The 26,414-nt window shown below is 47.8% G+C and carries 17 protein-coding genes; 4 read left to right on the forward strand and 13 right to left on the reverse strand.

Features of this window, described 5'->3' with window-relative positions:
* The first annotated feature begins 193 nt into the window (after positions 1–193).
* The 3 genes from Q5866_RS09040 to Q5866_RS09050 all read left to right on the forward strand — a co-directional run bounded on the left by Q5866_RS09040 (position 194) and on the right by Q5866_RS09050 (position 5,430).
* Positions 194–862 (forward strand): hypothetical protein, encoded by a 669-nt coding sequence (locus Q5866_RS09040; protein WP_303179880.1) that lies wholly within the window; start codon positions 194–196, stop codon positions 860–862.
* A gap of 178 nt (positions 863–1,040) precedes the next feature.
* Complete coding sequence (locus Q5866_RS09045) at positions 1,041–3,989, forward strand: PEP/pyruvate-binding domain-containing protein (protein WP_303179881.1); 2,949 nt, start codon at positions 1,041–1,043, stop codon at positions 3,987–3,989.
* A 205-nt stretch (positions 3,990–4,194) separates the two neighbouring features.
* Positions 4,195–5,430, forward strand: coding sequence for a mechanosensitive ion channel family protein (locus Q5866_RS09050; protein WP_303179882.1), 1,236 nt, complete (start codon positions 4,195–4,197; stop codon positions 5,428–5,430).
* 233 nt (positions 5,431–5,663) lie between these two features.
* On the opposite strand, the gene Q5866_RS09055 is transcribed toward Q5866_RS09050, so the two are convergent.
* A complete protein-coding gene (locus Q5866_RS09055; RefSeq protein ID WP_303179883.1) occupies positions 5,664–6,674 on the reverse strand; it encodes a YwqG family protein in 1,011 nt (336 codons plus the stop codon).
* Positions 6,675–6,866: 192 nt separating this feature from the next.
* On the opposite strand from Q5866_RS09055, the gene Q5866_RS09060 reads away from it, so the two are divergent.
* A complete protein-coding gene (locus Q5866_RS09060; RefSeq protein ID WP_303179884.1) occupies positions 6,867–8,411 on the forward strand; it encodes an ATP-binding protein in 1,545 nt (514 codons plus the stop codon).
* Positions 8,412–8,420: 9 nt separating this feature from the next.
* Here Q5866_RS09060 and Q5866_RS09065 read toward each other — a convergent pair whose 3' ends face one another.
* The 12 genes from Q5866_RS09065 to Q5866_RS09120 form a co-directional block, all read right to left on the reverse strand.
* Entirely contained in the window at positions 8,421–9,290 is an 870-nt protein-coding gene (locus Q5866_RS09065) for a GNAT family N-acetyltransferase (protein ID WP_303179885.1), read from the reverse strand.
* Positions 9,287–10,408, reverse strand: coding sequence for a VWA domain-containing protein (locus Q5866_RS09070; RefSeq protein WP_099292602.1), 1,122 nt, complete (start codon positions 10,406–10,408; stop codon positions 9,287–9,289). The genes Q5866_RS09065 and Q5866_RS09070 overlap by 4 nt, the downstream gene beginning before the upstream one ends.
* Positions 10,409–10,438: 30 nt before the next feature.
* On the reverse strand, positions 10,439–12,697 hold the full coding sequence (locus Q5866_RS09075) for a DUF5682 family protein (RefSeq protein ID WP_303179886.1): 2,259 nt from the start codon (positions 12,695–12,697) through the stop codon (positions 10,439–10,441).
* Positions 12,698–12,716: 19 nt separating this feature from the next.
* The gene (locus tag Q5866_RS09080; RefSeq protein ID WP_303179887.1) at positions 12,717–13,796 is read right to left on the reverse strand and encodes an AAA family ATPase; all 1,080 of its coding nucleotides are present in this window, start codon (positions 13,794–13,796) and stop codon (positions 12,717–12,719) included.
* A gap of 81 nt (positions 13,797–13,877) precedes the next feature.
* A complete protein-coding gene (locus tag Q5866_RS09085) occupies positions 13,878–15,356 on the reverse strand; it encodes a DUF5691 domain-containing protein (protein WP_303179888.1) in 1,479 nt (492 codons plus the stop codon).
* Positions 15,340–16,674 (reverse strand): SWIM zinc finger domain-containing protein, encoded by a 1,335-nt coding sequence (locus Q5866_RS09090; RefSeq protein WP_303179889.1) that lies wholly within the window; start codon positions 16,672–16,674, stop codon positions 15,340–15,342. Before Q5866_RS09090 ends, Q5866_RS09085 begins: the two co-directional genes overlap by 17 nt.
* Before the next feature lie 188 nt (positions 16,675–16,862).
* Positions 16,863–18,227, reverse strand: coding sequence for a TlpA disulfide reductase family protein (locus Q5866_RS09095; RefSeq protein WP_303179890.1), 1,365 nt, complete (start codon positions 18,225–18,227; stop codon positions 16,863–16,865).
* A 6-nt stretch (positions 18,228–18,233) separates the two neighbouring features.
* Complete coding sequence (locus Q5866_RS09100; protein WP_303179891.1) at positions 18,234–19,199, reverse strand: hypothetical protein; 966 nt, start codon at positions 19,197–19,199, stop codon at positions 18,234–18,236.
* An 11-nt stretch (positions 19,200–19,210) separates the two neighbouring features.
* On the reverse strand, positions 19,211–20,770 hold the full coding sequence (locus Q5866_RS09105; protein WP_186975580.1) for a RagB/SusD family nutrient uptake outer membrane protein: 1,560 nt from the start codon (positions 20,768–20,770) through the stop codon (positions 19,211–19,213).
* A 12-nt stretch (positions 20,771–20,782) separates the two neighbouring features.
* Positions 20,783–24,451 (reverse strand): SusC/RagA family TonB-linked outer membrane protein, encoded by a 3,669-nt coding sequence (locus tag Q5866_RS09110; RefSeq protein ID WP_303179892.1) that lies wholly within the window; start codon positions 24,449–24,451, stop codon positions 20,783–20,785.
* Between the two features lie 90 nt (positions 24,452–24,541).
* Entirely contained in the window at positions 24,542–25,711 is a 1,170-nt protein-coding gene (locus tag Q5866_RS09115; protein ID WP_303179893.1) for a FecR family protein, read from the reverse strand.
* Between the two features lie 41 nt (positions 25,712–25,752).
* On the reverse strand, positions 25,753–26,352 hold the full coding sequence (locus Q5866_RS09120) for an RNA polymerase sigma-70 factor (RefSeq protein ID WP_303179894.1): 600 nt from the start codon (positions 26,350–26,352) through the stop codon (positions 25,753–25,755).
* Positions 26,353–26,414 lie beyond the last annotated feature (62 nt).

Here is a 26,414-nt window from a genome sequence, read left to right on the forward strand (position 1 = left end):
GGTGGTAAAGTATCGTTAATTCACGCTTAATGATACGATAACTTCATAAATAGTGATGTTATCTGACAATTTTACAACCACTCGATTACTAATATTGAAAATAATGTAATATAATTTTTTATTTCTCGTAAATTATTTTATCTTTACATTTTACAATCCGAAACTCGCCACGGGCGAACTAATATTAACAATCATGGAAGCACGATTCGCGGCATTTCTTGCCGGAAAAATATCAAAAATAACCATAGACGGCATCACGTTCTACTGGTGGTGCGGGAAAATATGCACGTGCAAGGCGAAGCGTCCCGAGTGTTCGGGAAAAAACTACAAGTGGACCCCGGGACGGGTGGAGAACACCGGCAATTTCCAAGGCAAACAACGGCACGCCCAACACGTGGTGCGGGACGTGTACGACGTGTTGCCCGTGTGGGAATGCGCGTGGCGCGACCGCGGCAACAAGGGAATGACGTACGATAACTACCGCCATCAGGCGACCGCGGAATGCGTGGGAGCGAACGGGGTGGTGAAAGACTTCCGGCACTTCAAGGCTAGCGAGGGGCGGTTGTCCCTGCCCGCCGGTATGACCGCGACGAGGGGAAAGGAAGTCGTGTGGTTGTGGTGGAACGACACCCGGGATAAACCCGCGGCACGCCCCGATGACGTCCTGCACGTGCTGTTCTTCCGCGAGTCAGTGCCGGACGCCCTGCAATTCGCCGAGGTTTCCGCCTCTACCCGTGCCGACGGGTGGGCAACGTTCGCTATCTCCCTCGAGGAGAACGACACGCTGCACCTCTACCCCTTCTTCGGCACCGCCGACAATGACGGCTTTTCGCCGAATGAATATTTTAATTTTAGATTTTAGATTTTAAATTTTAGATTGTATGATTGAAAAACTTCCCGAAGACGGTGAGTAACTCAACACCTCCTCTGTTTATAGAGGAGGTGGCGGCGTAGCCGACGGAGGAGTTCAATCTAAAATCTAAAATTTAAAATCTAAAATTAAAATTACTTCTTATCTTTGTCTTATGGAAAAAATAAACTTGAACAAAATATACAAGCGGAAAAAGAGCGACCGTGACATCTTTCAAGAGCTCATGCCCTTCAAGGTAAAGGAAATCCTGCTCATCGCCAACTACTACGACTCGTACACCATCGAGCGCGAGGGACAATTCTCCGATAAGATATTCGGCGAATACCTGCAACTGAACCTCTACACCGCCCCCCGCTTCACCTCCGTGGCGAACGAGGAAGCGGCACTGCGCGCGTTGGCGAACAAGCATTTCGAGCTCATCATCATCATGGCGGGAATCGACAAGACGACACCCGTCGCCACGAGCCGCTCCATCAAACGCCTGTATCCCGACATCCACCAGTTGATGCTCGTGAACAACAACGCCGACCTCGCCCACTTCCGGCACGTGGAAGCGGAAACACGGGAATCCATCGAACGCGTGTTCGTGTGGAACGGGTCAACGAAAGTATTTCTCGCCATGGCGAAATACCTTGAAGACAAAATCAACCTCGACGTCGACACCCGCCTCGCCGACACGCGGGTGATTCTCGTGGTCGAGGACTCCGTCAAATACTACTCGCGCTACCTGCCGCTGCTCTACACCGAGGTCATGACGCAAACGCAGGCGATCATCAACGAGGAACCCTCGAACGACGAGATGGGCGTGATACTCAAGATGAGGGTACGCCCGAAAGTGATACTCGTCAGCACGTTCGAGGAAGCCGTCGATATCATAGACCGGTACCGGGACAACATCATCGGCGTTATCTCCGACGTCCGTTACCCCCGCGGCGGCGTGGAGGACGAGAACGCGGGCATCGAACTGATCCGCCACGTGCGCGCGTTCGATACCCACGTTCCCTGCCTGCTGCAAAGCCACGAACCCGAAAACCTACGCCGGGCCCAAGAAACAAAAGCCAATTTCATAGTCAAAAACTCCCCGACCCTTTCGAGGGATATCCGCAACTTCATTAAAGGGGAACTTGGGTTCGGCGATTTTATTTTCCGCGACGCCAACGGTCTGCCCATAGACCGGGCGACGAGCGTCGAGGAATTCCGGCGCAAACTGATGACCGTGCCGGACGAGTCGCTGGAATACCACGCCAAGCGCAACGGCATCTCCACGTGGCTCATGGCACGGGCGGAAATCAACCTCGCCAAAAAACTGCGCCGTTACAGTTTCAGCTATTTCAAAAACGCGGAGGAAACGCGCCGCTTCATCGCCAACGTCTTCGAGGCGTCGGAACTGAAAAAATTGCGGGGACGCATCATCAACTTCAACCCGTTGCTGGTAGACTCCAACCGCTACATCACCCGCCTCGGCAAAGGCTCGCTCGGCGGCAAGGGACGCGGGCTGGCGTTCCTCTCCAACTTCATCGAGAACGTGTACCTTAAAAAACTCATTCCCGACCTGCAAGTGATGATACCCAAAACGACGGTGATTGGCGTTGACGAATTTGACAACTTTATCGAGGAGAACGACCTTTACGACGTCCTCTACGCCGACAAGCAATACGACCACATCATCGACGCCTTCCGGACGGCACGATTGCCGGAGAAACTGCGGGCAAAACTGCGGGAATACCTCCGCGTGATGACCAAACCGCTGGCGGTACGCTCCTCCGGGTTGTTCGAGGACTCGCTTAACCAACCCTTTGCCGGCGTGTACTCCACCTACCTCCTGCCCAACAATCACCCGGACTTCGAGCGACGGGCGCGGGACGCGGAAGACGCTATCAAACTGGTGTACGCCTCCATCTTCTCGCCCGAGTCGCGGGCGTACTTCAACGCCATCGACTACATGATCGAGGAAGAGAAAATGGCGGTAATCCTGCAAGAAGTGGTCGGCAACGAGCATAACGGACGCTATTACCCGGAAATCAGCGGCGTGGCACAGTCGTACAACTTCTATCCCTTCTCCTACATCAAGCCGGAAGACGGGTTCGCCGTTACCGCCGTCGGGTTGGGTGCCTACGTGGTGGGCGGCGAGAAAACCCACCGCTTCAGCCCCGCGTACCCGAAACTGCAACTCGCTTCCATACAAGACAAAATAAAGGCATCGCAACGCTATTTCTACGCCATCGACCTCGAACGGCAGGAATACGACCTGTACCGCGACGGGGAAAACGCCGCCATAAAAGCGTATGACATGCCGGAGGCGGAACGGGACGGGACTCTGGAATACACGGCGTCCGTCTACGACTTCATGAATGACCGAATCACGTACGACTTCTCCACGAGAGGTCCCCGTGTCGTTGACTTCTCGAAGATACTGCAATACGACTATTTCCCGCTGGCACCCGCGCTGCAAATCCTGCTCGACATCTTCTCGCAGGCGATGGGTTCGCCCGTGGAAATCGAATTTTGCGTCAACTTCGAGGGCGGGAAACCCGTGTTCTACCTCTTGCAAATCAAACCGCTGATTAAAAACGAGTATAACATCGACATAGAAAACGACGCCATCGACGCCGAACACGTCCTACTGCGTGCCGACAAGGGCATGGGCAACGGGAAGTTGCAATATATACGGGACGTGGTGTACGTCGACCCGGAGAAATTCGACCGCCTGCGGACGGAAGAGATCGCCGAGGAAATCAAACGCCATAACGCCGACATCGCCCGCGAAGGCGAGAAATACCTGCTTATCGGTCCCGGTCGCTGGGGCACGCGCGACCCGCTGACGGGCATCCCCGTGCAGTGGTCGGATATCGCCAACGCCAAAGTCATCGTCGAACAGGGACTCCCCGACTTCCCGCTCGACGCGTCGCTCGGCTCCCACTTCTTCCACAACGTCACCTCGATGAACGTGGGCTACTTCGCCATCCCCTTCCAAGACGCGAACGCCTTCATCAACTTCGACGTGCTGGCACAACAGGAAGTGGTCGAGGAATTTAAATACTCCCGCCACGTCCGCTTCAAAGCCCCCCTCACCGTGTGGATGGACGGGAAGAAACAGACGTCGGTGGTGACGTATTAGTTTATAAAGTTTGTAAAGTTCATAAGGTTTATAAGGTTCATAAAGTAACGGGTGTCCTTCGGACGATATTATCGGCAGCTCAAGCTGCCGTGAACAAAGCGCCCCGCAGGGGTCCAAGAACTTTATAAACTTTATGAACTTTATAAACCTTATAAACTTATTCCTTATCTTTGCCCCCGTGCAAAACCAACTAAAACATATTAACATGACTATTAAAGAGTACATCGATGCCGGATTACAGCATCTACACGTCTATTCGGAAGGATTCTCAGACCTGCTTTACTTCCTCGCGCTGGTTATTATCATGGGTATCATCACGTGGATTGTCCATATACTTACCCGGCAATGGCTGGCGCGTATCGTGATGAAACTGACCAAACGGACATCGACCAACTGGGACGACCTGATGTTCGACCAACGATTCTTCAACCGCTTGGGGCTGCTAATCTCCCCGATTGTTACCCTAGTCGTTTTCAGGGCGTACGACTGGACGGGAATCAATATATTGATGATTTGTATCAATATCTGGATTACCATCTCTTTCCTGCTCATTATATCGAGCGTACTGGACGGTATCAACCGCATATACGAGAGTTACCCCGTGGCGAAAAACAGACCGATTAAAGTATTTATCCAAGTCATCAAGATATTCTTCTACTGTGCCACCACGATTATTATCATCAGTATCCTGCTCGACAAGAATCCCGCGACACTGCTCGCCGGACTAGGTGCCTTGTCCGCCGTGCTGATGTTGGTATTCAAGGATGCCATCCTCGGGTTCGTGGCGGGAATACAATTGATTTCCAACCGCATGGTGAATATCGGCGACTGGATAGTGATGCCCGGCAGCAACGCTGACGGTGACGTGATAGAGATTAACCTCACCACCGTGAAAGTGCAGAACTGGGATAAAACCATCTCCACCATACCGACTTACAAACTGGTGTCCGAATCGTTCACCAACTGGCGGGGAATGCAGGAAGCCGGGGGACGACGCATCAAACGTTCGGTAAACATCGACATCTACTCCGTGCATTACCTCTCGGACGAAGATTTGGAAAACCTGAAACAATCGTCCCTGCTGAAAAACTATATCGAGAATAAACAACGAGAAATCAACGAATACAACGCCCGAGTGGTCAACCCGCTGGATAAACGCCGCCTGACAAACCTCGGCACCTTCCGCGAATACATGGAAGCGTGGCTTACCGCCAACCCTGATATCAACTTGAACATGACACACATGGTACGCCAACTGCAACCCACGGCGACAGGTATCCCCTTGGAAATCTACTGCTTCACGGCAAGCACGCAATGGCTCGTCTACGAGAGAGCGCAAGCCGACGTGTTCGACCACCTGTTCGCTATCCTCCCGCTATTCAAACTGAAAGTATTCCAATACCCGACAAACATGGAATGGATGGAAGGGAAAGGGGCGTAAAGTCCATAAGGTCCATAAGGTCTATAAGGTCCATAAAGTCCGTAAAGTCTATAAGGTCCGTAAGGTCTATAAGGTCCATAAGGTCAGTAAAATCCATAAGGTAACGAGTGTCCTTCGGACAGAGTTAAAACGGCAGTTTGAGCTGCCGTTGATATAACGCCCCGCAGGGGTCTACTGACCTTATGGACCTTATAGACCTTACGGACCTTATGGACCTTATAGACTTTATAAACTCAATAGCAATCCCAATTATACAACACCCCGCTAAAATCCCGTTTCGCCAAATCATCCGGGCGGATAAAGAAGTTGCACACGCCATTGTCGCCCCATGCGATGCCGTTGTCACTGTCTGAATCCAGTTGGAAAAGCAGGACGGTATGCTCTTGGATACGCTCGTCATACTCTCTAGGGTCGAGCTGCGTGAAAGAAGGATAGCCGCCGACACGGTGTCCCCCCGCCTCCAGTTGGGCGTACACCTCGTCGAAAACGGACTCGTCCACCCGGTCTAAAGTAGGCACGGTAGCGTCCGGGTGAGTTTGATTGTAGACCTCCAGTAACAATTTTTCGAAACGGAAATCCCATGAAGTCATAGCCATAGACGCTTTCCGGAAGTTCAACTTTCTCTCTCCCGACAACGGGAAAGCATCCTCCATACCGGTCGTCGGCACCTCGGCGAGCAAACGGGAAGTATCCTCCGTCACCCGCTCGTGATAAATCACCCGAAAGCCCTTCTGGTCTGTCCGGTTCTCGAAGTTCAACCCGAGGGAATCCTCCCCGCTGATATAGAACTGCAATATTCCCTCCCGCGGGAACCCCTCCAACGCGGGCATCTCGGCAAAGTTCAACTGCCCGAGGAAACGCAACGGCTTCTTCTCCCGTTCGGCGGGTTCGGCAACCTCCGCTAGCGCCGTGTCCCCCGCGATAATCTCCGGGTTCTCCACCCGCGGTTGTCCGGTACCTCCCAGAAGAACATCCGAGGGAGCCGTTCGCGGCTGTGGCGCAACGCTTCCCTCCGCCTGTACCGTGTAATCCGTTTCGTCACACGGGTACACGAACCCCTCCGGCATATAAGGAATACCCCCTATCTTACTGTTCCACGGCATGGTCTGCTCGTCCGCGGGAACAACCTCCGCGTAGTCCATTGTCGTCCTCTCGCGAATAATCTTCAACATCCTATCCGCCGAACTCTCTTTCTTCTCCCCGCCATTACCGCCACCACCGAATATTTTACCTAAAAATCCCATAGTATACTGTTATTTAGTTTGCAAATTGTCATTCGCGAGTTACAGGTCGCGCATGACAAATATAGTAAAAGTTTGCAAATTACCATTTGCAACGTCACGTGTTCACACGTGACAAAATAATGAAAATATCTTTCCTGTTACCGTGATTTATACTATCTTTGTCATAGTCCGACACAATGAAATAAACAAGCCATGAAAAAACTATATCCTATCGGTATTCAGAATTTCGAGAGTCTACGCAATGATGATTATCTTTATATTGATAAAACAGCATTGGTTTATGAACTGGTATCGTCCGGACGTTATTATTTCCTAAGCCGCCCTCGCCGTTTTGGTAAGAGTCTGTTGATTTCAACACTGGAAGCATATTTCCAAGGGAGAAAAGAGCTTTTCACTGGGCTTGCCATGGAAAAACTGGAAAAGGAATGGAAAAGATATCCTATCCTGCACTTGGATTTGAATGCGCAAAAGTACGACAAACCCGATAGTCTGGATAACATATTAAACGACAGGTTAGCCGAATGGGAAGAATTGTACGGGAGCAGACCAACGGAGGTCAGTCCCTCGCTGCGTTTTAAAGGTATTATTCGCAGGGCTCGTGAAAAAGAGGGACAGGATGTAGTTATCCTGATTGACGAATACGACAAACCTATGCTGCAAGCGATTGGCAACGAGGAATTGCAGAATGCGTACCGTAACACGATGAAAGCCTTTTACGGTGTACTTAAAAGCATGGACGGGTATATCAAGTTTGCCTTACTGACAGGAGTGACGAAATTCGGCAAAGTGAGCGTGTTCAGTGACTTGAATAACCTCGAAGATATATCTATGGACAGGAAATACGTGAGCTTGTGCGGAATCACGGAAAACGAACTGCATACCGGTTTCGAGGAAGACCTGCACGAGTTGGCAGCCACGCAAGGCATGAGTTACGAGGAAACCAGCAAAGAGATGAAGGAACGTTACGACGGTTATCATTTCACGGCAAACTCGGAAGGTATCTATAACCCGTTCAGCCTGCTGAATACATTCAAAAAGATGCAATTCGGCAACTATTGGTTCGAAACGGGAACTCCCACGTATCTGGTGGAACTACTGAAACAGAATCGTTATAATCTGGAAAAGATAGAAAACGTGGAAACCAGTGCCGACGTGCTGAACAGTATTTACAACGACGGGAGTGCTATCCCGGTGATATACCAGAGCGGTTACTTAACCATCAAAGGATACGACAAGGTGTTCGGGCTCTACTCGTTAGGATTTCCCAACCGAGAGGTAGAAGAGGGGTTCATTCAATTCCTGCTTCCTTTCTACGCTAACACGAACGCGGTAGATTCACCTTTTGCCATCCGACAGTTTGTCGGCGAGATTTGCACGGGTAATTACGACGCATTCTTCCGACGCTTGCAAAGTTTCTTTGCCGACACACCTTATGAATTGGCGAAAGATGTTGAATTACACTACCAAAACGTACTTTTCATTGTCTTCAAATTGATAGGTTTCTATGTCAAAGCGGAATATCATACCAGTGAAGGACGTATCGATCTGGTTTTGCAGACAGACAAATATATCTACGTGATGGAATTTAAACTGGAAGGATCGGCGGAAGAGGCATTAAAGCAAATCAATGAAAAGCACTACGCCCTACCCTTTGAGGCTGATTCCCGCGAGTTATTTAAAATAGGAATCAACTTCTCCAAAAAGACGAGAAATATTGAAAAGTGGTTGGTAGAATAGGAAGCTATTCTACCGTATTTTCCGCTTGAGGTAGACCATGTCGACACATTGCCTGCCGTCCTCGATGATTGGTTCGGGGTAATTGTCCGTGAAGAAATTCTTTACCACGTGGTCGCACTCGAAACCGTATTGCTCGTAATACACCGTGCCGTAATCGCTGGTACCTACCCATAAATAATCGAAACGGTCTTTGTAGTGTTCAGCCAGTGCGGCCAGTATGTACCTACCGAAATACTGCCTCTGGTAGTCGGGATCGACGGCGAGGTTCTTTATTTCGCCCGCGGCATCCACTACCGCCTCACCGATTACCTGTCCGTCCCGTTCGAGAATGAACATCTCGCCGTCGGGCAGGTAACGATCGACCATTTCCTCCGAGGGATCGGCAAGCAAGAGCAAGGAAAGATAGGCTTTCTTGTCGCCCGTCACTTTTACCAATCGTTGGCGGGGATTCTTCAAGCGCATGTGCAAGAGCGGATAAGGAAAGCCGAACCCGTCGAGGGCGCTACGGCTTTGCACCTCGAAACCCAGTTTCAGGTAAAAACCGAGGGCTTGCTCGTTCTGCTCGTTGACGGTAAGCGTTTCGGCGTGGTATTCGTCTACCGCCCTCTGTACCAGTTTTCGCCCGATACCCTTTCCCCGGTAATCGGGATGCACGAACAGCATATCTATATACGTGGAATCCAAACCGAGGAACGCCACCACCTCGTCCCCCTCGTGATGCAACAAAAGGGGTAGATTGTCGCAATTCTGCCGCACGTAAGGACGGTAGAAGACGATATCGCTTTCCTTCACGAAATGGTGGGTTGCCCGTACTGCGGCCTCCCATATCTCCGCGCAACGCTCGATGAGCTCTATACTTTTCTTACCTTTAATCATCATGTGTTTTTTGATAACCATATACTTATATCTTGTTTCGCTAAAGCGGTCGCCATTAAATCCGGGAATTTATCCGGCGTACAGGCAAAAGCGGGAACTCCCAATTCGGCTAGGAATTGGGCATTTTCTTTATCGTAGAAAGGCGCCCCGTCGTCGTTCAATGCCAGCAAAACGATGAGTTGTACCCCGCTCTGCACGAGGGAAATCATCTTCTCGCGCATCTCTTTCTCGTTCCCGCCCTCGTAAAGGTCGGTAACCAAGACCAGCACCGTGTCGGACGGACGGGTAATAACCGTTTGACAGTACCCTAAAGCACGGTCGATATCCGTACCCCCGCCCAATTGTACACCGAACAACAAATCCACGGGGTCTTGCAAGTCATCGGTCAGATCGACCACGGACGTGTCAAAGACAACCATGCGGGTTTGCACCGCGGGAATGGAAGCCAGCACGGAACCGAATATCCCCGAATAAACGACCGAGGCACCCATGGAGCCACTCTGGTCGAGGCAAAGCACGATGTCTTTCAGCGCCCGCCGTTTCCGCCCGTAGCCGATACGCACCTCCGGGATAATTGTCTTGTACTCCGGTTGGTAGTTGCGCAGGTTCTTTTCTATCGTGGTTTTCCAGTCGATTTCGTTATAGCGGGGATTGCGACGCCTGCTGGAACGATTCAGCGCACCCGTCACCGCTTGCTGCATCGGCGCAGAGAGTTTCTTCATCAACTCGTCAACAACCTTACGCACCACGTCACGGGCTATCGCCTTGTTCTTCTCGGGGATTACCCGACTCAGGGACATAAGCGTCGCCACCAGATGCACGTCCGGCACAATGGACTGGAGCATCTCTTTCTCGGTAAGTAAAGAGGTGAGGTTTAACCGCTTGATAGCGTCTTTCTGTATCACCTGTACTACCGATTGCGGGAAGAATTCCCGGATATCACCCAACCAACGACTCACTTTAGGGGCAGAACCACCCAGACCTCCCCGCCGATCACTGTCGTACAAGGCGTGCAAAGCATCGTCCACGCGGGACTCTTCGGGACTTAACGAGATTCCCGTGCCGTCCGCCGCATCACCCCCGAGTATCAACCGCCATCTTTTTAAAAGGGTTTCTTCCATAATATTTACTTTAATAATTGAAAATACAGGTTACTTTATTCCCATTAGCTGCCACACCACAGGAATTACCTTTCTAGCGTCTTCCGCATTAAAAGCTTCGTCCTGCATGTTTACACGCTTCACGCCGGAAGTTCCTTTGGCCTTCTCCCCCAGTTTCCGGCGTTCCGGTACGCTATACTCGCTGAACGTCCTCCGCAATATGGGCAACAATTCCATGAAGGTTTCATCACCAAGGGAAGCCAGCCAACCATTCACGAGATCCCACAATTGCTCGTCCAATAAAAGGATAGTTCCCGATGATTTCAGGAATCCCTCGAACCAGAAAGCCGTTTCGGAAGCGGCATTCCCGCGGGAAGTATAGTATTGCAAGGTCTGTGCCGTTTCCTCGTATCCCAACACGTTTTTATCACGCAACAAACGGGTGGTATAACCGGATAACAAGGGATGACTGCTACGTGCCTCCCGAACCTTTTGCACGAGTTCCATCCACATAGACGTTAATTCCTGTTGGTTTGCCGTGGCAACGGCATAATCCACGGCGACAAACTTATCCATAAGGTCGGACGCCGCATCCTCGTCTATATTGGCACACGCCAGTACTCCCCCCGCCAATACTCTGGCCATCATGGCGTAGAGCATATCGTTCACCTTACCGTAATCCAGATTCCGCACGCTACCGTAACGCACCACCGTGACCATGCCGGGAATGGCTTTCATCATCTCGACGACATCCGTCACGGAAGCCGCCAGTACGTCCAGACGTCGCGTCATTTCCTCCACCAAATCGGGCAGGTCGGCGGGAATAACCCGTTGCAAGAGGTCTACCAATTCGGAAATGGAAGAGATATCTTTCGACAAGTGCACGTTATACGACACCACCGCTTCCGCCAGTGTATTCCCCCAAACGGCCTTCTCGATAATAGCCAATGTCTGTTCCGGTTCGTAATAAACAGACCAAGACTCTTTAAAAGTCCCTTTCCCGTCGGTCGCTATCGGTCGGGCTAAACGTATTCCCAACAAGTTCAAACGGTGGAAAACGATACTCCGTTCCAAATCGTTCGGCTTGCGCAAATCCAAGTTGTACTCTTTAATTTCCGTGCTTAAAGGTAAACGTAAACGCTTCAACAATTTCTCCACGTCCACGAGTAGAGGCACTTTAGGAACATCGTCGGGTACATTTCCCATGCGATTGCTGATTACCAAAGCCTCCCGGATGATTTGCAGGACGATGGGATCGCCAAAACCCATTACCGTGGTAACGGCATCGTTGTACTCCTCCAACGACGGACGGGATAAACTGCGTAAAGCCGCCATGACTTGCGCCAAACGTACCGTTTCAATCACGTGGGCAACGGAAATATCCATTCCCCTCGAACGAAACAAGGATGCCACTTTACTCATCCAGCGGGTTCCGTCGTCATCGGGGTAATCCCACACGTGGTCGTACCAACCGGGAGAAACAATCCCCGCACCGTAACCGCTACGGTAAGACAAGCGATCGTATGTCCACGGGATCCACGTGCATTCGACTTTTACCTTGGGCAAACCTTTCAGTATCTCGTTATCCTCTTTCTGCTTCGGCATATTCTCCAACCCGGGCACGTGCCACGCTCCACAGATGACAGCTACGCGCTTGTATCCCTCCTTCTGTACCGCCCGAATCATCTTCCGCATCCATGCCTCCCGCAACGACGTTTCCCGGTCTATTTTCGGGAAAGCCTCCCGCAAGGCGGTCACCGCCTCTTTGACGGCAAGGAAGATTTCTTCATTGTTCCGACGGTTCTCGAAATTCACTTCCCACCACAATTCCGGGTCATCGTACCCTGCCGCTTTTGCCAAAGCCGCGAAAGGATCGACATGTATCATTTCTTCGGGGGCTAAAGGTGACGAGTCCCCCGTGTTATCCGTTTCCCCCTGTCCTTCGCTCGCTTCTCGAGATTCAACCCGCTCTTCCCGTTCTTTCCATAACGCTAAATGATGTATCAAAGGCAAGTCGAAAAACCGAAGAGGTATTTCCCTCTTCATGGCAAACCGCATCGTCTGCCACTCCGGGGAAAACTCGGCAAAAGGATAGAAAACCGCACGCTTCGGTTCGTCGGGCTGGTAAGCCAACAAAGCCACGGGTGGTTGCATCTGCTCGCGGAGTACCCCCGGAAGCAAAGCCTCCGCCTCGGGCGGTCCCTCCAGTAATATCATATCCGGTTCCAATTCTTCCAGATACGCCCTCACGTTTTTGGCAGAACCGGGACCATGATGCCGTATACCTAAAAAATGTATTCCATCAATCATTGTATAAACTAAAAGATAATTACAGCATTTCGCGAGAAGCACGGTAGATGTCTTTCCATCCGTCGCGTCCCTTCACTACTGTTTCCAAGTACTCCTGCCATATCACCTTGTCCTGAATCGGGTCTTTCACGACAGCACCGATAATACCGGACACGAGGTCGATAGCATTCAGGCGACCGTCACCGAAATAACCGGACATAGCCAAACCATTGTTCACCACGGATATAGCCTCGGCAGTACTTAACGTACCACTCGGTGTCTTCAATTTTGTTTTACCGTCCTCGGTAGCCCCGCCCCGCAATTCGCGGAAAATGGTTACCACCCGGCGAATCTCTTCCAAAGCCGGTTTCTCGGCAGGTATATCCATCACGCCGGAGAAGCTTTCTACCCGACGACGGACAATATCGATCTCCTCGTCAATCGTGTCGGGCAAAGGAAGAATTACCGTGTTAAAACGACGCTTCAAGGCACTCGACAATTCATTCACTCCTTTGTCACGGTTGTTGGCTGTAGCGATCACGTTGAACCCCCGTATAGCTTGAATCTCTCTGTCCAGTTCAGGAATAGGCATAGCCTTTTCCGAGAGAATCGTGATTAACGTGTCCTGCACGTCCGACCCCACGCGGGTCAATTCCTCGATACGAGCCAGTTTCCCGTCTTTCATCGCCCGCATCACGGGAGTTTGCACCAAAGCCCCTTCGCTGGGACCTTCCGCCAGTAACTTGGCATAATTCCAACCGTAGCGAATGGCTTCTTCCCCCGTCCCCGCGGTACCCTGCACTATCAGCGTCGAATCACCCGATACGGCTGCCGCCAAATGCTCACTCACCCAACTCTTTGCCGTTCCGGGCAGACCGTACAACAGCAAAGCCCTGTCCGTAACCAGTGTTGCCACGGCTATCTCTATCAACCGCCGATTTCCAATATATTTAGGACTCACTTCAAACCCGTTTTTCAACGTACCTCCCATAAGATAGGTCACAACGGATTGCGGAGATAGTTGCCAGTTCTCCGGAACCTTATTTGTTTCATTCTTCTTTAACTCGTGTAGTTCTTCCTCGAACTGCTGTTCCGCGTGTCGTCTTAATAATAAACCCATATTTCAAGTTATAAAAAAGTTAATATCAAAAAACGTCAGCCCCGTGCGGCTGGAATCTTAAATCAACAATCACTAAATCATTTAATTAATCAGGCTTTCTTCTATATCCTTCTTGATTTGCAGTAGTTGCTGCATACGAACGGTAAATTCCCAATGGCTGTTGCTATTCTCTTTCGTCGCGCCCAGTTCCCCGATATAGCCTAACAATGAAGCGGGTATACGCAGAGCCAGTTGCTCGCAAGTCGGACGGTCGTAATAGCAATATGTCATGGAATAGAGTATTCTCAATACCCCTCGGGAAAACTTCACTCCCCACTCCTCGTCCGTATCGTCCAACCATTGCGTCACGTAAAAGTTCTGCTGTACTTTTCCCTCCAGATTCAATTCTTCCCGTTGCCCGACAGGCAAAAGAGGTACTAATGATGTCAACTCCGGGGATTGCAATACCCGTTCTCCTTTCAACCAATAGTAAGCCCATTGTCGGTCATGGAAATTGAAAATAGCGTTCTCCAAACAAATATACTTGGAGAAAGGCGGGGACTTACGCAACCGCTGTGCCGCAGTTTCAGCGTCACATTCCAACAGTTCGCACCAAAACGAGAGAGGCACATTTTCAGCCATTTGCCTTAATATGTAATCACTGTCACTCTCGCCCTTGTTACTACTAAGTTCGCTGATACCCGCTTTTTTCAACTCCTCGGAATACGCAATCGGCTCTACAGCCCAGCCGAGCAAACGACGGTAACGCAAATGCTGCTTCAATGTCCGGGAATACAACTCCACTATATTGGAATCGGGTATTTGCCGCAACAAATCTAAGGCACAGTCCTTTACCGTGCTACTACGATCTCCGGCACGCACGCTTTCCAGAAATTCTTCATCTGATTTCGACAAACCGATTTCCAAACAAGCCAATAATTCCGCACGATGTTGTGCCGACTCGTTCTTCCATTCCGCCCGCAATAATTCAAGACCTTGGGCGGGATTGTCCTTCCTCACGCGGGACAAAATCAGCTTCCGGTCAGCATGAGTCGCCGTTTCCCAATCTTCATTTCCTTCCTCCTGCAAAGGCGGATAGTTCATCAACGGCAATAACCACCGTCCCCGGTTACCAATCAGGGAAGGCAAGAATTGTTTCTCGCGCTTTGCCGTCTGGCTACCGGGCAAGAATACCCTTCCCAATACCCCCGGCAAATACTCCGCCGGAATCAGATAACCGTGCTTTGCTGCCGTCTTGTACCATAACAGTAGCATGTAGGAGTATTTCTCCCCCAATAACATTCCTAAAAGAGCCGCCGCTTTCTTCCCGACGTATGGCATTGTTTCCGGCTCCGCTTCCGTGACCGGAACCGACTCCTTCAACTTCAAGGGTTCCAAACCGGAACGATAATAAGCAAACAAAACGGCAGCCGTCTTGTAAAAAACTTCTTCCCCGTCCGCGGCACTCTCTTTTACCTTCAACAAAGTATCACTCAAATCTTCCGGCAATTCCCCCTCCGTCAACTCCCGGTTTGCCGTACCCAATAGGGCTGTATTTATTATATTATCCGTTATACTCATTATTCAACGTGTAATATTTATCATCTATCCATAACGATAACACTCTCCACCTACGCTCCCCCGCCATGAAGAAACCCGTGAATTCACGACCTCCCGTCACGGCAAGACCTTTCAAGCGTCCGGCTTCTCCCACGCTCAAGGCGAACAAACGGGCGTCGCTATCCTGCAACCAAAGTTGTCCCTCGTGTATCACGAAGCGTACCCCGTTCACGATCATCGGCACCTCGTAAGTAAAAGGGTTTACCGTCAGCACTTCCCGGAATCTCTGCGTCGCTTCCGTCAAGTTCATATACCCCGCGTTCCCGTCTGTAAGGCAGAATAACTCCCCACTTCCCCGTTGTTCACGTACCAGCACCCGGGTAGGATTCACTCCCCGGTAAAAGGTTACATCGGCACGAACGACCGTACCGGGTAATAATGCCACCTCCGGCAACGAGCCCGCTATGATGAACTGTAAAAGCAGCGCATATCTTTTACTCTGTCGTCCGTACAACCAATTATACTCTACCGTCAGGCGGTCTTGCTCTAGCGACTCGGTACCCACGACATACCAATCATCCGTTACCGTTTCCCCCTTTGCCAGCACCTCCTCTTTAGCCTGCGGGTATCCCACGAGAGTACGAATCTCGTCCTTCCAATCATCGGGCAATTCGTCCAAATGCTTGTAACTCTCCGCCACAAGGTATGCCTTGCTTAATAGAGCGGTCAATTCGTATTTCCAATCCTCCCCGAAATAATTGATTTCCTGCAACTGCCGCATCATCCCCGCCAATCCCGGAGCCTGCGAATCGACCATGCGCTTCGCTATCCCCTCGAACAGCGCCTGCGCACGTTCCGGCACGTTCAACAAACCGTTCCGCACCAAATCCTTTAGCCAACCCTGCAAATCCTCGACACCTCCCAGTACTTTCCGATGCCTCGCTTCCTGACGCTTTGCCTGTGCCGCCGCATCCACCGGTTTATCGCTCTTCTCTTTTTTCTCCGCCACCTTGTTCTCCCGTTTATTCAACCACTCCGCCACCCACGCGGGTTCCTCTCCGGTCGAAAACAAGTTTGGCTGTGAGGCATACAGAAACAGTAATCCCAAACTATGTTTACAAGGAAATTTATGACTTGGGCAAGAACATTTGAAAGCTATATTCTGCAAATCCACCTGTGTCTGGTAAGGATTCGCCCCGCTTCCCTGACAATGTCCCCACAACGCCCGTTCACTAGCCCCCCGCAATACCCACTTCGCCGCCGAAGCCAAACCCTTCCCGGCTTTCACGGATGCCGCATCAGGAGCTAACTTAATAATCTGCTCTTCTGATAATTGCATGTATCCACATTTTCAATATTCAATGTTGACAAATTTAACGTTAAATACGAAAAATGAAACAGCTTTCAAAAGATAATTCCGAAAATATCCGTATATTTTAATATTAGGTACTGCTTATTACCCGATTTATAATAAAACGTCCATCAACATTAATCTTGTTGATGGACGCAATTCTGCAATCTTAAAAATTACTCCACGCAAACCAGATCGAGCAAAGAATTCAATGCTTTCATTCCCGGTCTGTAAGCAAAAGCCATACGTATTTTAAAATTCTTATCAATCAATATGAAACGCGGAATACCGCTAATCTTGTACGCTTCCTGAAACTTTTTATTGCCGGAATGCAATTCCAGAACATTTTCCGCTCGCGGATGTCCGTTTAAATAATTCATCCAAGGAGCGGCCTTCTTGTCAATAGATACTGAAATGAATTTAATATTCTTTTCTTTGTATTCCCGAGCCAACCCGTGAAACACGGGAGCCAAGGCTTTACAAGGATTACACCATGTTGCCCACACGTCTATAAAAATGGGCATTCCCTTGTAATCCGACAACTTACGCATGTTGCCGTCCATGTCTTTAAACTCAAAATCCATCGCTTCCACCCCTGTCAAAAGATCACGTTTGTCTTTAATATGTTCATTTACAATATCCAAAATAACAGAATCTTTTACTTTCTCCGGGAAATCCAAAAGCTCAAGACTATATAGACGAGTCACATCATTCAGTACCTGCATCAAAGCGTATTCTTCCTCGAATAGTGAATAACCGATTTGTCCGGCAAAACCGGGTTCGATATTATGAACAACATTCATTAACGCCTGACTCGTTTGCCAATATTGCAATACCTCCTGTTCTTTGTAACGCTTACATATATGACGAGACTTTTTCAAAAAGACTTTTGAAAAAGTAAGTTTGAAATCCCTGTTCCAAGATTCAAAATCTGCGGCGGATAATTCCCGTTGCATACTTTGAGCCGAGAACTGATAGTAATTCAACAAGGTGCTGATAACCATAAAATCAATCCGGCATTGACAGTCCTCCACGAACTTTTTCGAGAGGAAAATACTTTTTACAACTCGCTTTAACGAATCGGCATTGGAAAACACCCGTCGTTCATACTCCTTGTAAGTAGTTTGAGGTGTAAGCAACTTCGGGTACAGCATTTGATAACTCAAAAACCAAGATTGGTTTAGCCACGCATTTTCCGCGGCCAAATCACCCGAGAATTTCGTCTTCGTCCGCTCTCGGTCATTGTAATCAATGACGATGGTGCTACCCGGTTTCACGAACACATTCAATGCTCCCCAATCGTACAATCTGTAATATTCCCCTTCCGGATCGGTCACCCGCAATAAAAAAGTAATAGAATCTCCCGGAGCTACCCGTTCGGAACGAACCATGTTATATCGGGTTTCTTTAATCAATTCTGCCGGATAACGTTGAAATACAGGATGCGACTTAAAAACGACCTTCGCATCCTGTGCAACAGAAATCGACGCACACAATACTCCGACAATTCCCAAAAGAATCGGTTTCATGCATTTCTCCATTACAAATCACTTTAATTCAAAGCCTATTGATTCCATCACGCCACGCATAATCAGGAATTTCTCCAACACCATCGGGTACTCGGCATACATTCCCTCGAACTCCGCCTTACTATACGAAACAACCGCCATGATATAGTCTTCGATATCCTCATCTTCTTTTACAATCCTGTAACGCCATTTCGTTATATCGGGATCGGTCACATACGGATAATTGTCCCGGGAATAATCCAAGAAACCGTACACTTCCCAACGGGCAGGTGCAAGACACGACTCTCCCGGATAATTAGGAGTACGCACATTCATCCCGTAATAACTTCTTTGTGTCGCTGGATCATAACTCACCTTTTTAAAGGTCTCAATCTCGGACGAAGGATTCTTTGCCAGATACTTAATAGCCAAATAGGTGATAATCTCATTCGCCCGCTCTATTTTCTCCGCTTGCGACATATTCGCGATGACAGGAATATCGGCTACAGCCAACGTCTCCATGGCTTGATGCACCGCTTTCATGCTCTTCGCCCCTCCCACGTATTGCTGTTCATATATCGAGTCCAACAAAAAAATCGACTGAATATAAAATATCTCGGGAACATTAGGCAACAGCACCTCATCCACGAACTTTATTCCCGCCAACTTGTCCGCTTCATCCCGTATCAACGAAATATGTTTGGCGTTAATACTAAATGCGTTAGTCGGGTTATTTAGATTATAATTCAAATCCAACACTTTATAATACACGATCGGGTTTCCATTGTGATCCAAACCCCGTTCCTGACTTCCGATCGTATCATTACAGAAGACCGGTATCCCCCAAGTGGAATACACCCCGTAAGCGGCATGTTGCACCGCATCATCAAGATTATCTTGCAGCACAAACCACTCCACGTCCGAGTACGAGGGTTGCAAATCATCCTCTTCACTACATCCCGTAGCAAAGAACACCATCACCAGAAGTAATATATGATATTTCATTGGAATTAAAATTAAAAGCGTTTAAACATTTCTCTTTGAGGACGAGCGGCATTATCCACCATGTTCCCCTTGTTGAATTCGATCACCGACCGCGGGATCGGAATCACGTAAGCGGGCTCCGAAGCGTACTCGTTCAACTGGTAACTGCCCAAATACTCGCGCATCCAAGTCGTATTATTATAAAAATACTGATCATGAATAATCGGTTTGGAATAAGGATACTTGGAATGAACAGCATAACGACGCAAATCAAACCAACGGTGTCCCTCGAAGCAAAGTTCCCGACGGCGTTCGTCACGGATTAATTCCATCAACTTCTCGCCCGTCCGCTTGTCCAAAGCGACGTGAGTACCTTGTTTCATACGTTTACTTCTCAACTCTTCAATTATATTCTGCGCCTCATCCTCACGGGAAAGCATAGCCAAAGCTTCCGCTTTATTCAACAAAACCTCGGACAAACGCAACAGACACTCAGAAGAAACCAGTCCATCCTGACTATCTACTAATTTCTTTACAAGATACACGGGATTTCCCCAAGCATCTTTGTAAATCCCCAACCAAGAATCAATACGCAAATCATTACCCGGTTCTTGACGGAACATTTCAACCAAAGCATCCGACACATCAAAATTACTCATGCTCGTCATATCACAATCTGCAAAACAATTCCCCCCTTGCGAAAAGATTGTTTCAGGCGAATCTTTAAACGTGATACTGGCACCGTTAATTGTTCCCCACTTGTCCGGTACCACCAACGCCAACCGCTCGTTGTAGTCCAACAAAGCGTATCCTCCCTGCAACACGGTATCGGCAGACGCGAGTGCTTTCTCGTAATCTTCCATGTACAAATGCACCCTGCTCAAAAAAGCATGCACGGCATAAAAGCCTGCCCGATAAATCGTTTTATGCTCTTTGCCTTTCAATAAACGGGCAGCCAACGTCAAATCCTCCGTGATGCGGGTATAGGTTTCTTCCAATGTATTCCGCTTGAAATAAATATCCTCCACGTATTCGGTAGTCTTAATCGGCACACCTAAATCTATCGCGGCAGAAGCCTTCACGTAAGGCTTGGCATAGATATTAGCAAGATAAAAATAGTACACCCCGCGCAAGAAATAACACTCGCCTTTAATCCGCTCTATGGCTTCCGGCCGATCATTTATCTCCTCCGTTTTAGACAGTATCACATTCACAGAACTGATGTGCTTATACAAGCGTTTCCAATCCGTATCGCTCACCTCCTCGCCTTCCCGCATATAAGGATATTCCGACCACGTGTAAAAATTTGCAAAATCAATAAACTGCGAAGCATCAGCATTCCCTCCCGGACCAAACTGCTTTATATCATCATCCATCACGTGAATCCAAGGGAAATAATAACCGTCATCACCCCCCAAGGAAACAATAACCTGCCTACTTGGCACCTTCATATACCCGTCCCCTATCAATATCTCGTCCAAATCCGCCGCCGTCTTCGCGTATGTCATATCCTGTGAATACTCTTCCAAGAAATCATTACACGAGCTTAAAAAGAAAAGAATCGGGATTAAATAACTTATATAACTTTTCATAGCCTCAATTAATTAAAACGTGATACCTAAATTAACGGAATACGAGGGGCGAATCGACAAATTCAATTTATCGGTTGTCCCCGATTGTGAAGGATCTTGCCCTTTCAGTTTCGAACTGCAAATGGTAAACAAATTACTTCCCGAAACCCCGACATATGCCGACTTCAACAACAACTTCTTGCAGAACTCCTCCGGCAAAGTATAATTAAACACAAAAGACTGCAACTTCAAATAATTCCCGCTCACAGTCCGGATATCGGAATTATCATACATCTGCCAGATATTATCGGCAAAGTTAATCGAGTTATTGTTCCCGGACTTCCACCACGGCTGCAAAGTCCTGCTATACTCGGCATTCGGTAATAATCCCGGGATACTCGTGTGCCGCTCGTCACCCGGACGTTGCCAGCGTTTCACGAACTCCCGACGCACGTTTCTTTCCGGCAGAGGAGCAACCGTCGTTCCGTTTTTATTCGTCCCGTACAACTGCATCAACCGAATTTTAGAACCGAACGAGTACGAGAAATTAAAACTCAATGACATCCGTTTATACGAGAAGGTATTCGACACACCACCCTGCAAAACCGGCACCCGCGTACCGGACACCTTCATCACCCGGCGAAACACATCCTCCCGTTCCATCTTCAAATATTCATCTTTAAGCTCTTCCTCCACGTCATAAAACATCGGGCGTCCGTCCTCGGGCGAAATCCCTTGAAATTTATATGAAAAGAAGGTATTCAGAGGCTCCCCTTCAATCAACGCCGACCCATCCAGATAATTCGTGTAAAATATCTCATCCTGATCTTTCTCGAAGTTATCATTATTAACCGCTTTCGTCAACAAGGTATTCAACACTTGCCCTATTTGCGGATCAATATCCCAACGGAAACCACCGATTTCACCACCCGCTTTAAAAGGAGTAAAATTGAAACTCATCTCGAAACCCTTGTTTTCCACTGTCCCGGAATTAATCACGTAGGTTTCCACGCCATTGATATCCGCTACCGTCTTACTCAGGAAAGCATCTTTAGTCTTCTTGTAGAAATACGAGAACGTACCCCGGATACGATTATTGAACAAGGCAAAGTCCACGGAACCATTGAAGGCTCCCGTCTTCTCCCACCGCAAATCAGGATTCGGATAATGTTGTATATTCGACTCGTACTCCCCGAAATAATCGTTCATATTCCCTTTCTTGATAATGAGTTCCGGAGTCTGATTACTCAACATATTTCCTTGATACCCGAAAGAACCTCTCACGGATAACCCGTTAACCCAATTAACATCCCGTAATATATTTGCCTTCATATCCCAACTCGCGGAAACCGACCATACCGGCAATATCTTTTCGTTACTGCGATCCCCAAACTTGTTGGAAGCATCCGCACGGGTGTTAAAATTAAATGAATAAGCGTTATTCAACGTGTAGGTCAACGTCAAATAAGCAGACATCTCGTTCTGGATATTATCCGATATCACCCCTCTTGCATCCTCCTCTTCCATTTGCCATTTGGTAAAAGAAGGGTACACGTCGGGAGCCAATGTCGCAATCATCTTTCCCCGCTCGGGCAGATATCCCCGATGTACTTGATGTTTTCCGTCATATTTTGAAGACGCCAACTCGAAACCCACGGCGGCATTGATCAAATGTTTTTGCCCGCTATCCAAGAACCTTGTGAAATCAAATTGCAGACGGGTAGTATAATTATCATTCCGGGTAACATCCTCACGATACTCTCCCCCCACGGGTAATAAACTAATCGATTTCTGATCCGGCGTCAACTCCACCCCGTAATTCACACCCCGAAGATTTGACGCGTAGAAAGAATTTTCACCGATAAACGTTTCCTGCATCGTGTTATTAATACTGTATGAAAATATGAATTGGGTTTTCAGCCAATCATTGAAACGATAATTCAAATTCATATTCAAGGTAATCCCGGAACTATTATACTCGTCCCGGTAATTTTCCATCTCATGCAAAGCATTAAATGCCAACTGACTATTAGAACTGGCATTAGAAGAACCTTTCACGTCATAAAAATAAAGACTCCCGTCTTCGTTAAATGCCGGAATAGCCCTCGAAGTATTATAAGCGTAATCCAGAATATTCACCTCACTATTCACGTATTCCCGCACCCCTTTATTAGCCAGCATCCCGAACGAGAACGAGAATTTATTGAAACTCCCGTTGATGTTCATACTCGTGGAATAACGATCATTCTTTTCACCTTTGATCACCCCTTTCTCGTTAGAATATCCCAAGGAAGCATAATAACGGATATTCGTGCTACCACCCGACAAACTCAACGTGTGGCTGTTAGAAAACACATCTTCCGTGATTAGATCGAACCAATCGGTATTCACGGTTTCCAATCTTGATACTTCATCCGTGAACTGTTGATAAGTATAGATTCCATTATTATACTTATCAAGAGCCCCTTCATACCCGACCCAATTATTGATAGTCGGGTACGACAACCCCTTCTCGACAATCTCTCGGGAATACGCAATACGTTCTTTCGAGTTCATCAAATAAATATTCTTGTCCGAATAACGGGGTCTTGCCGTGAACTTGCCATTCAAACTGTACGTCACGGAAGGCGGTCCCGTCTTCCCTTTCTTCGTGGTAATATTAATTACCCCATTTGCCGCCTTTGCCCCGTATAATGCCGTGGCGGAAGCATCCTTCAAAATATCAATACGTTCAATATCTTCAGGGTTAATGCCGGAAATAGCGTTTCCAACCAAATTCACGAAATCCAGATTATTAATCAAAGTCGGACTCACGTTCACGGGATCACGTAACACGATACCATCCAACACCCACACGGGTTCTTGGTTGCCAAGTATCGTGGAAGTACCCCGGATACGTAATTTCGGTGCTGCCCCCACTTGTCCCGAATTCTGCATAAAGATCATCCCCGGCACGTGTGATTCAAGCAACTGATCTATAGTTTGTACCCCGGGAACCTTGATTTTGTCCATCTCGATAGACTGAATGGCACTCGTGTTTTTTCGGCGATCAATAGTCTGGTATCCGGTAACAACAACTTCGGACAGCTCGGACTGTTCTTCCTTCATCACCACGTTAATCGTATCCTGTCCGGTACATTTCACTTCCGCCGTTTCCATTCCGATAAAGGAAAAGATCAAAGCCATATTCTCCATCGCAGGTAATGTCAATGCATATCTACCGTTTACGTCAGTGGCAGTTCCGATCGTCAATCCTTTCACGACCACGGTCACACCGGGCAACGGAATCTTGTGTTGATCCGTAATCAGCCCCGTGATACGGACATTTTTCTGCCTTGTATCTTCCATTTTTTTATCCGTGATCACAATCTGTTCACCCACGACTTGAAACGTGTAGGCAGAATTTTCAAATACCCGTTTCAACACGTTTTCAACGGTTTCGTCCGTCACGGAAACGGTAACCTTCCCGATATTCTTCTCTTGTGTATCATTATAGAAGAATTTGTAAGAAGTCTGTTTTTTAATCTCGTTAAACAGCACGGAAAGTGACACCCCTTTCAATTTCAAAGTCACCTTTCGGGGTTGTCCGACATCAGCACCCCGAACCGGACTGCAACAAATACCACCCCATATCAACGTCAGTAAAACTACTCTTTTGAGAAATAATACTGACAACGACAAAAAATGTTGTTTTTTTTCCATAGATTTGTCATGTAAGTTTTAAATGATTATATAAAGCTTAATTTAAAAGGAGTATCCCAAGTGTTGGTCGCACGGCTCGGAACTCCTTTTTTATTTTTGTAAAATAATACTGTCTTCATTCATTCTGTATTGAATACCCAGATTCACACATATCGTTTCAATAGCCGCCCGAACATCCTCCCTGTCAAATTCTCCGCTAAAAAGCTGGGAGAATGATTTTCCTGTCTCGTTAATAATAGTCACACCATACCAACGCTCCAGTTTCCAGACAACATCATCAAACCGCTCGTTATCTATCACGAGTACTCCATCTTTCCATCTTACCATATTAGCAGCATCCACCTTTTTTACTTCCACGTCCCCGCTCTTCATGTTGAACACGATTTGCTCATCGGGCTTCATAACGACAGCATGTTTCCCCGCTTGAACCCTCACTTTTCCTTCCACCAAAGTAGCACTGGCCTCATCCCGATCCCCGTACAGGTTCACTTCAAAAGAAGTACCCAGTACTTCAGTCACCAACTCCCTCCCCGCAACAACAAATGGACAAGCTGTATCCCGTGTCACTTCAAAATAAACGTTTCCCCGTACCTCCACTTCCCGTCTCTCTTTACCGAAACGTATCGGGTAACGCAACGAACTCTCCGAGTTTATCCAAACCTTTGTCCCGTCCGACAATCGAAGAGAGAAACGCTCTCCCGCGGGGACAATAATTTCATTGTATGCCAATTCAAAATCCCCAGCCTCCGCCAATGAATCATTCAGTTCATAAGCAATCTCCCGGTTGTTGATCTTACTTATCTTGATATCATCTTTCATTCCGTCGGACAAAGCCAAAGAATCGGAAAGAACATTTACTTTCCTGCCATCGGAAAGAGTCAACAATATTCCTTTACTATAAATAATTTCCTTCCCCTCGGGGACAATTGGTTTTTCCGGTTCATACAAATGCAGCAAAGCAAAAACACCAATCATCACCACGGCTACAGCCGAGATCATTCTCCATACACGCTTCATGCTATGTTTCGGACTTAAAGACCGATGCATAAACCGTCGATAGTCTTCCAGTCCCGCCTCAACCATTTCCCGGTCTGCATGTCTTCCCGAGGAAAGATTCCACACTTTTCTAAACTTCTCGAAATAAAGTCGATTCCGCTCATCCTTCATCCATTCTGAAAAATATACAATTTCCTCTTGTTCTGCTTGATGCGACAAAACACGAATCAGTAATTCATCTATATTGAAAGTTTCTGTTTCCATCTTTCCTGCCTTTTATACACTAAAGACAGACAAAACATGTTTTACCCCCAATGAGAAACCGAAAAAAATAAAATAATTTGCAGCAACCAATCCAATTCCTCACGCAACTTACTCAAAGCTATCGTCATATGCCGTTCTACCGTTTTCTCGGAAATATTCAATTTTTCAGCAATCTCCCTATTTTTCAACCCCTCTATCTTACTTAAAACAAATACCTCTCTACACTTTTCCGGCAACAAAGCTATTGCCTCGTCCAACGCTTTGGCTACATCAGCCTGCCACAATTCCATTTCAGCCTCCGGCGATTGAATAACATTAGAAAAATAAAGGTCTTCCAATTGTTCCCGCTCATACTTCTGAATATTCTTTTTATGAGCCAGAGTATTCAAACATGCGTGATAAACCGATTTAAAAAGATATGCTTTTACAGAAAGAGAAATATTCAGTACTTCACGCCCTTCCCATATTTTATAATACATTTGTTGGACAACATCCCGGGCGGTTTCCAAATCATTTAATAAACGGTCGGCATAATTCAACAAAGAATCATAGTATGTGGTATAGATATACTCGAAAGCTGATATCTTGCCACATTTCAATACTTCTAATAATTCTTTATCATCTGAATAATCCACGAGCATCAACATTAATAACCATGCAAATATAATGTTACTAATCTAATTTACACGTCTATTGTTCGACA

The sequence above is a fragment of the uncultured Butyricimonas sp. genome (assembly GCF_959596855.1).
GTDB lineage: Bacteria > Bacteroidota > Bacteroidia > Bacteroidales > Marinifilaceae > Butyricimonas > Butyricimonas muris.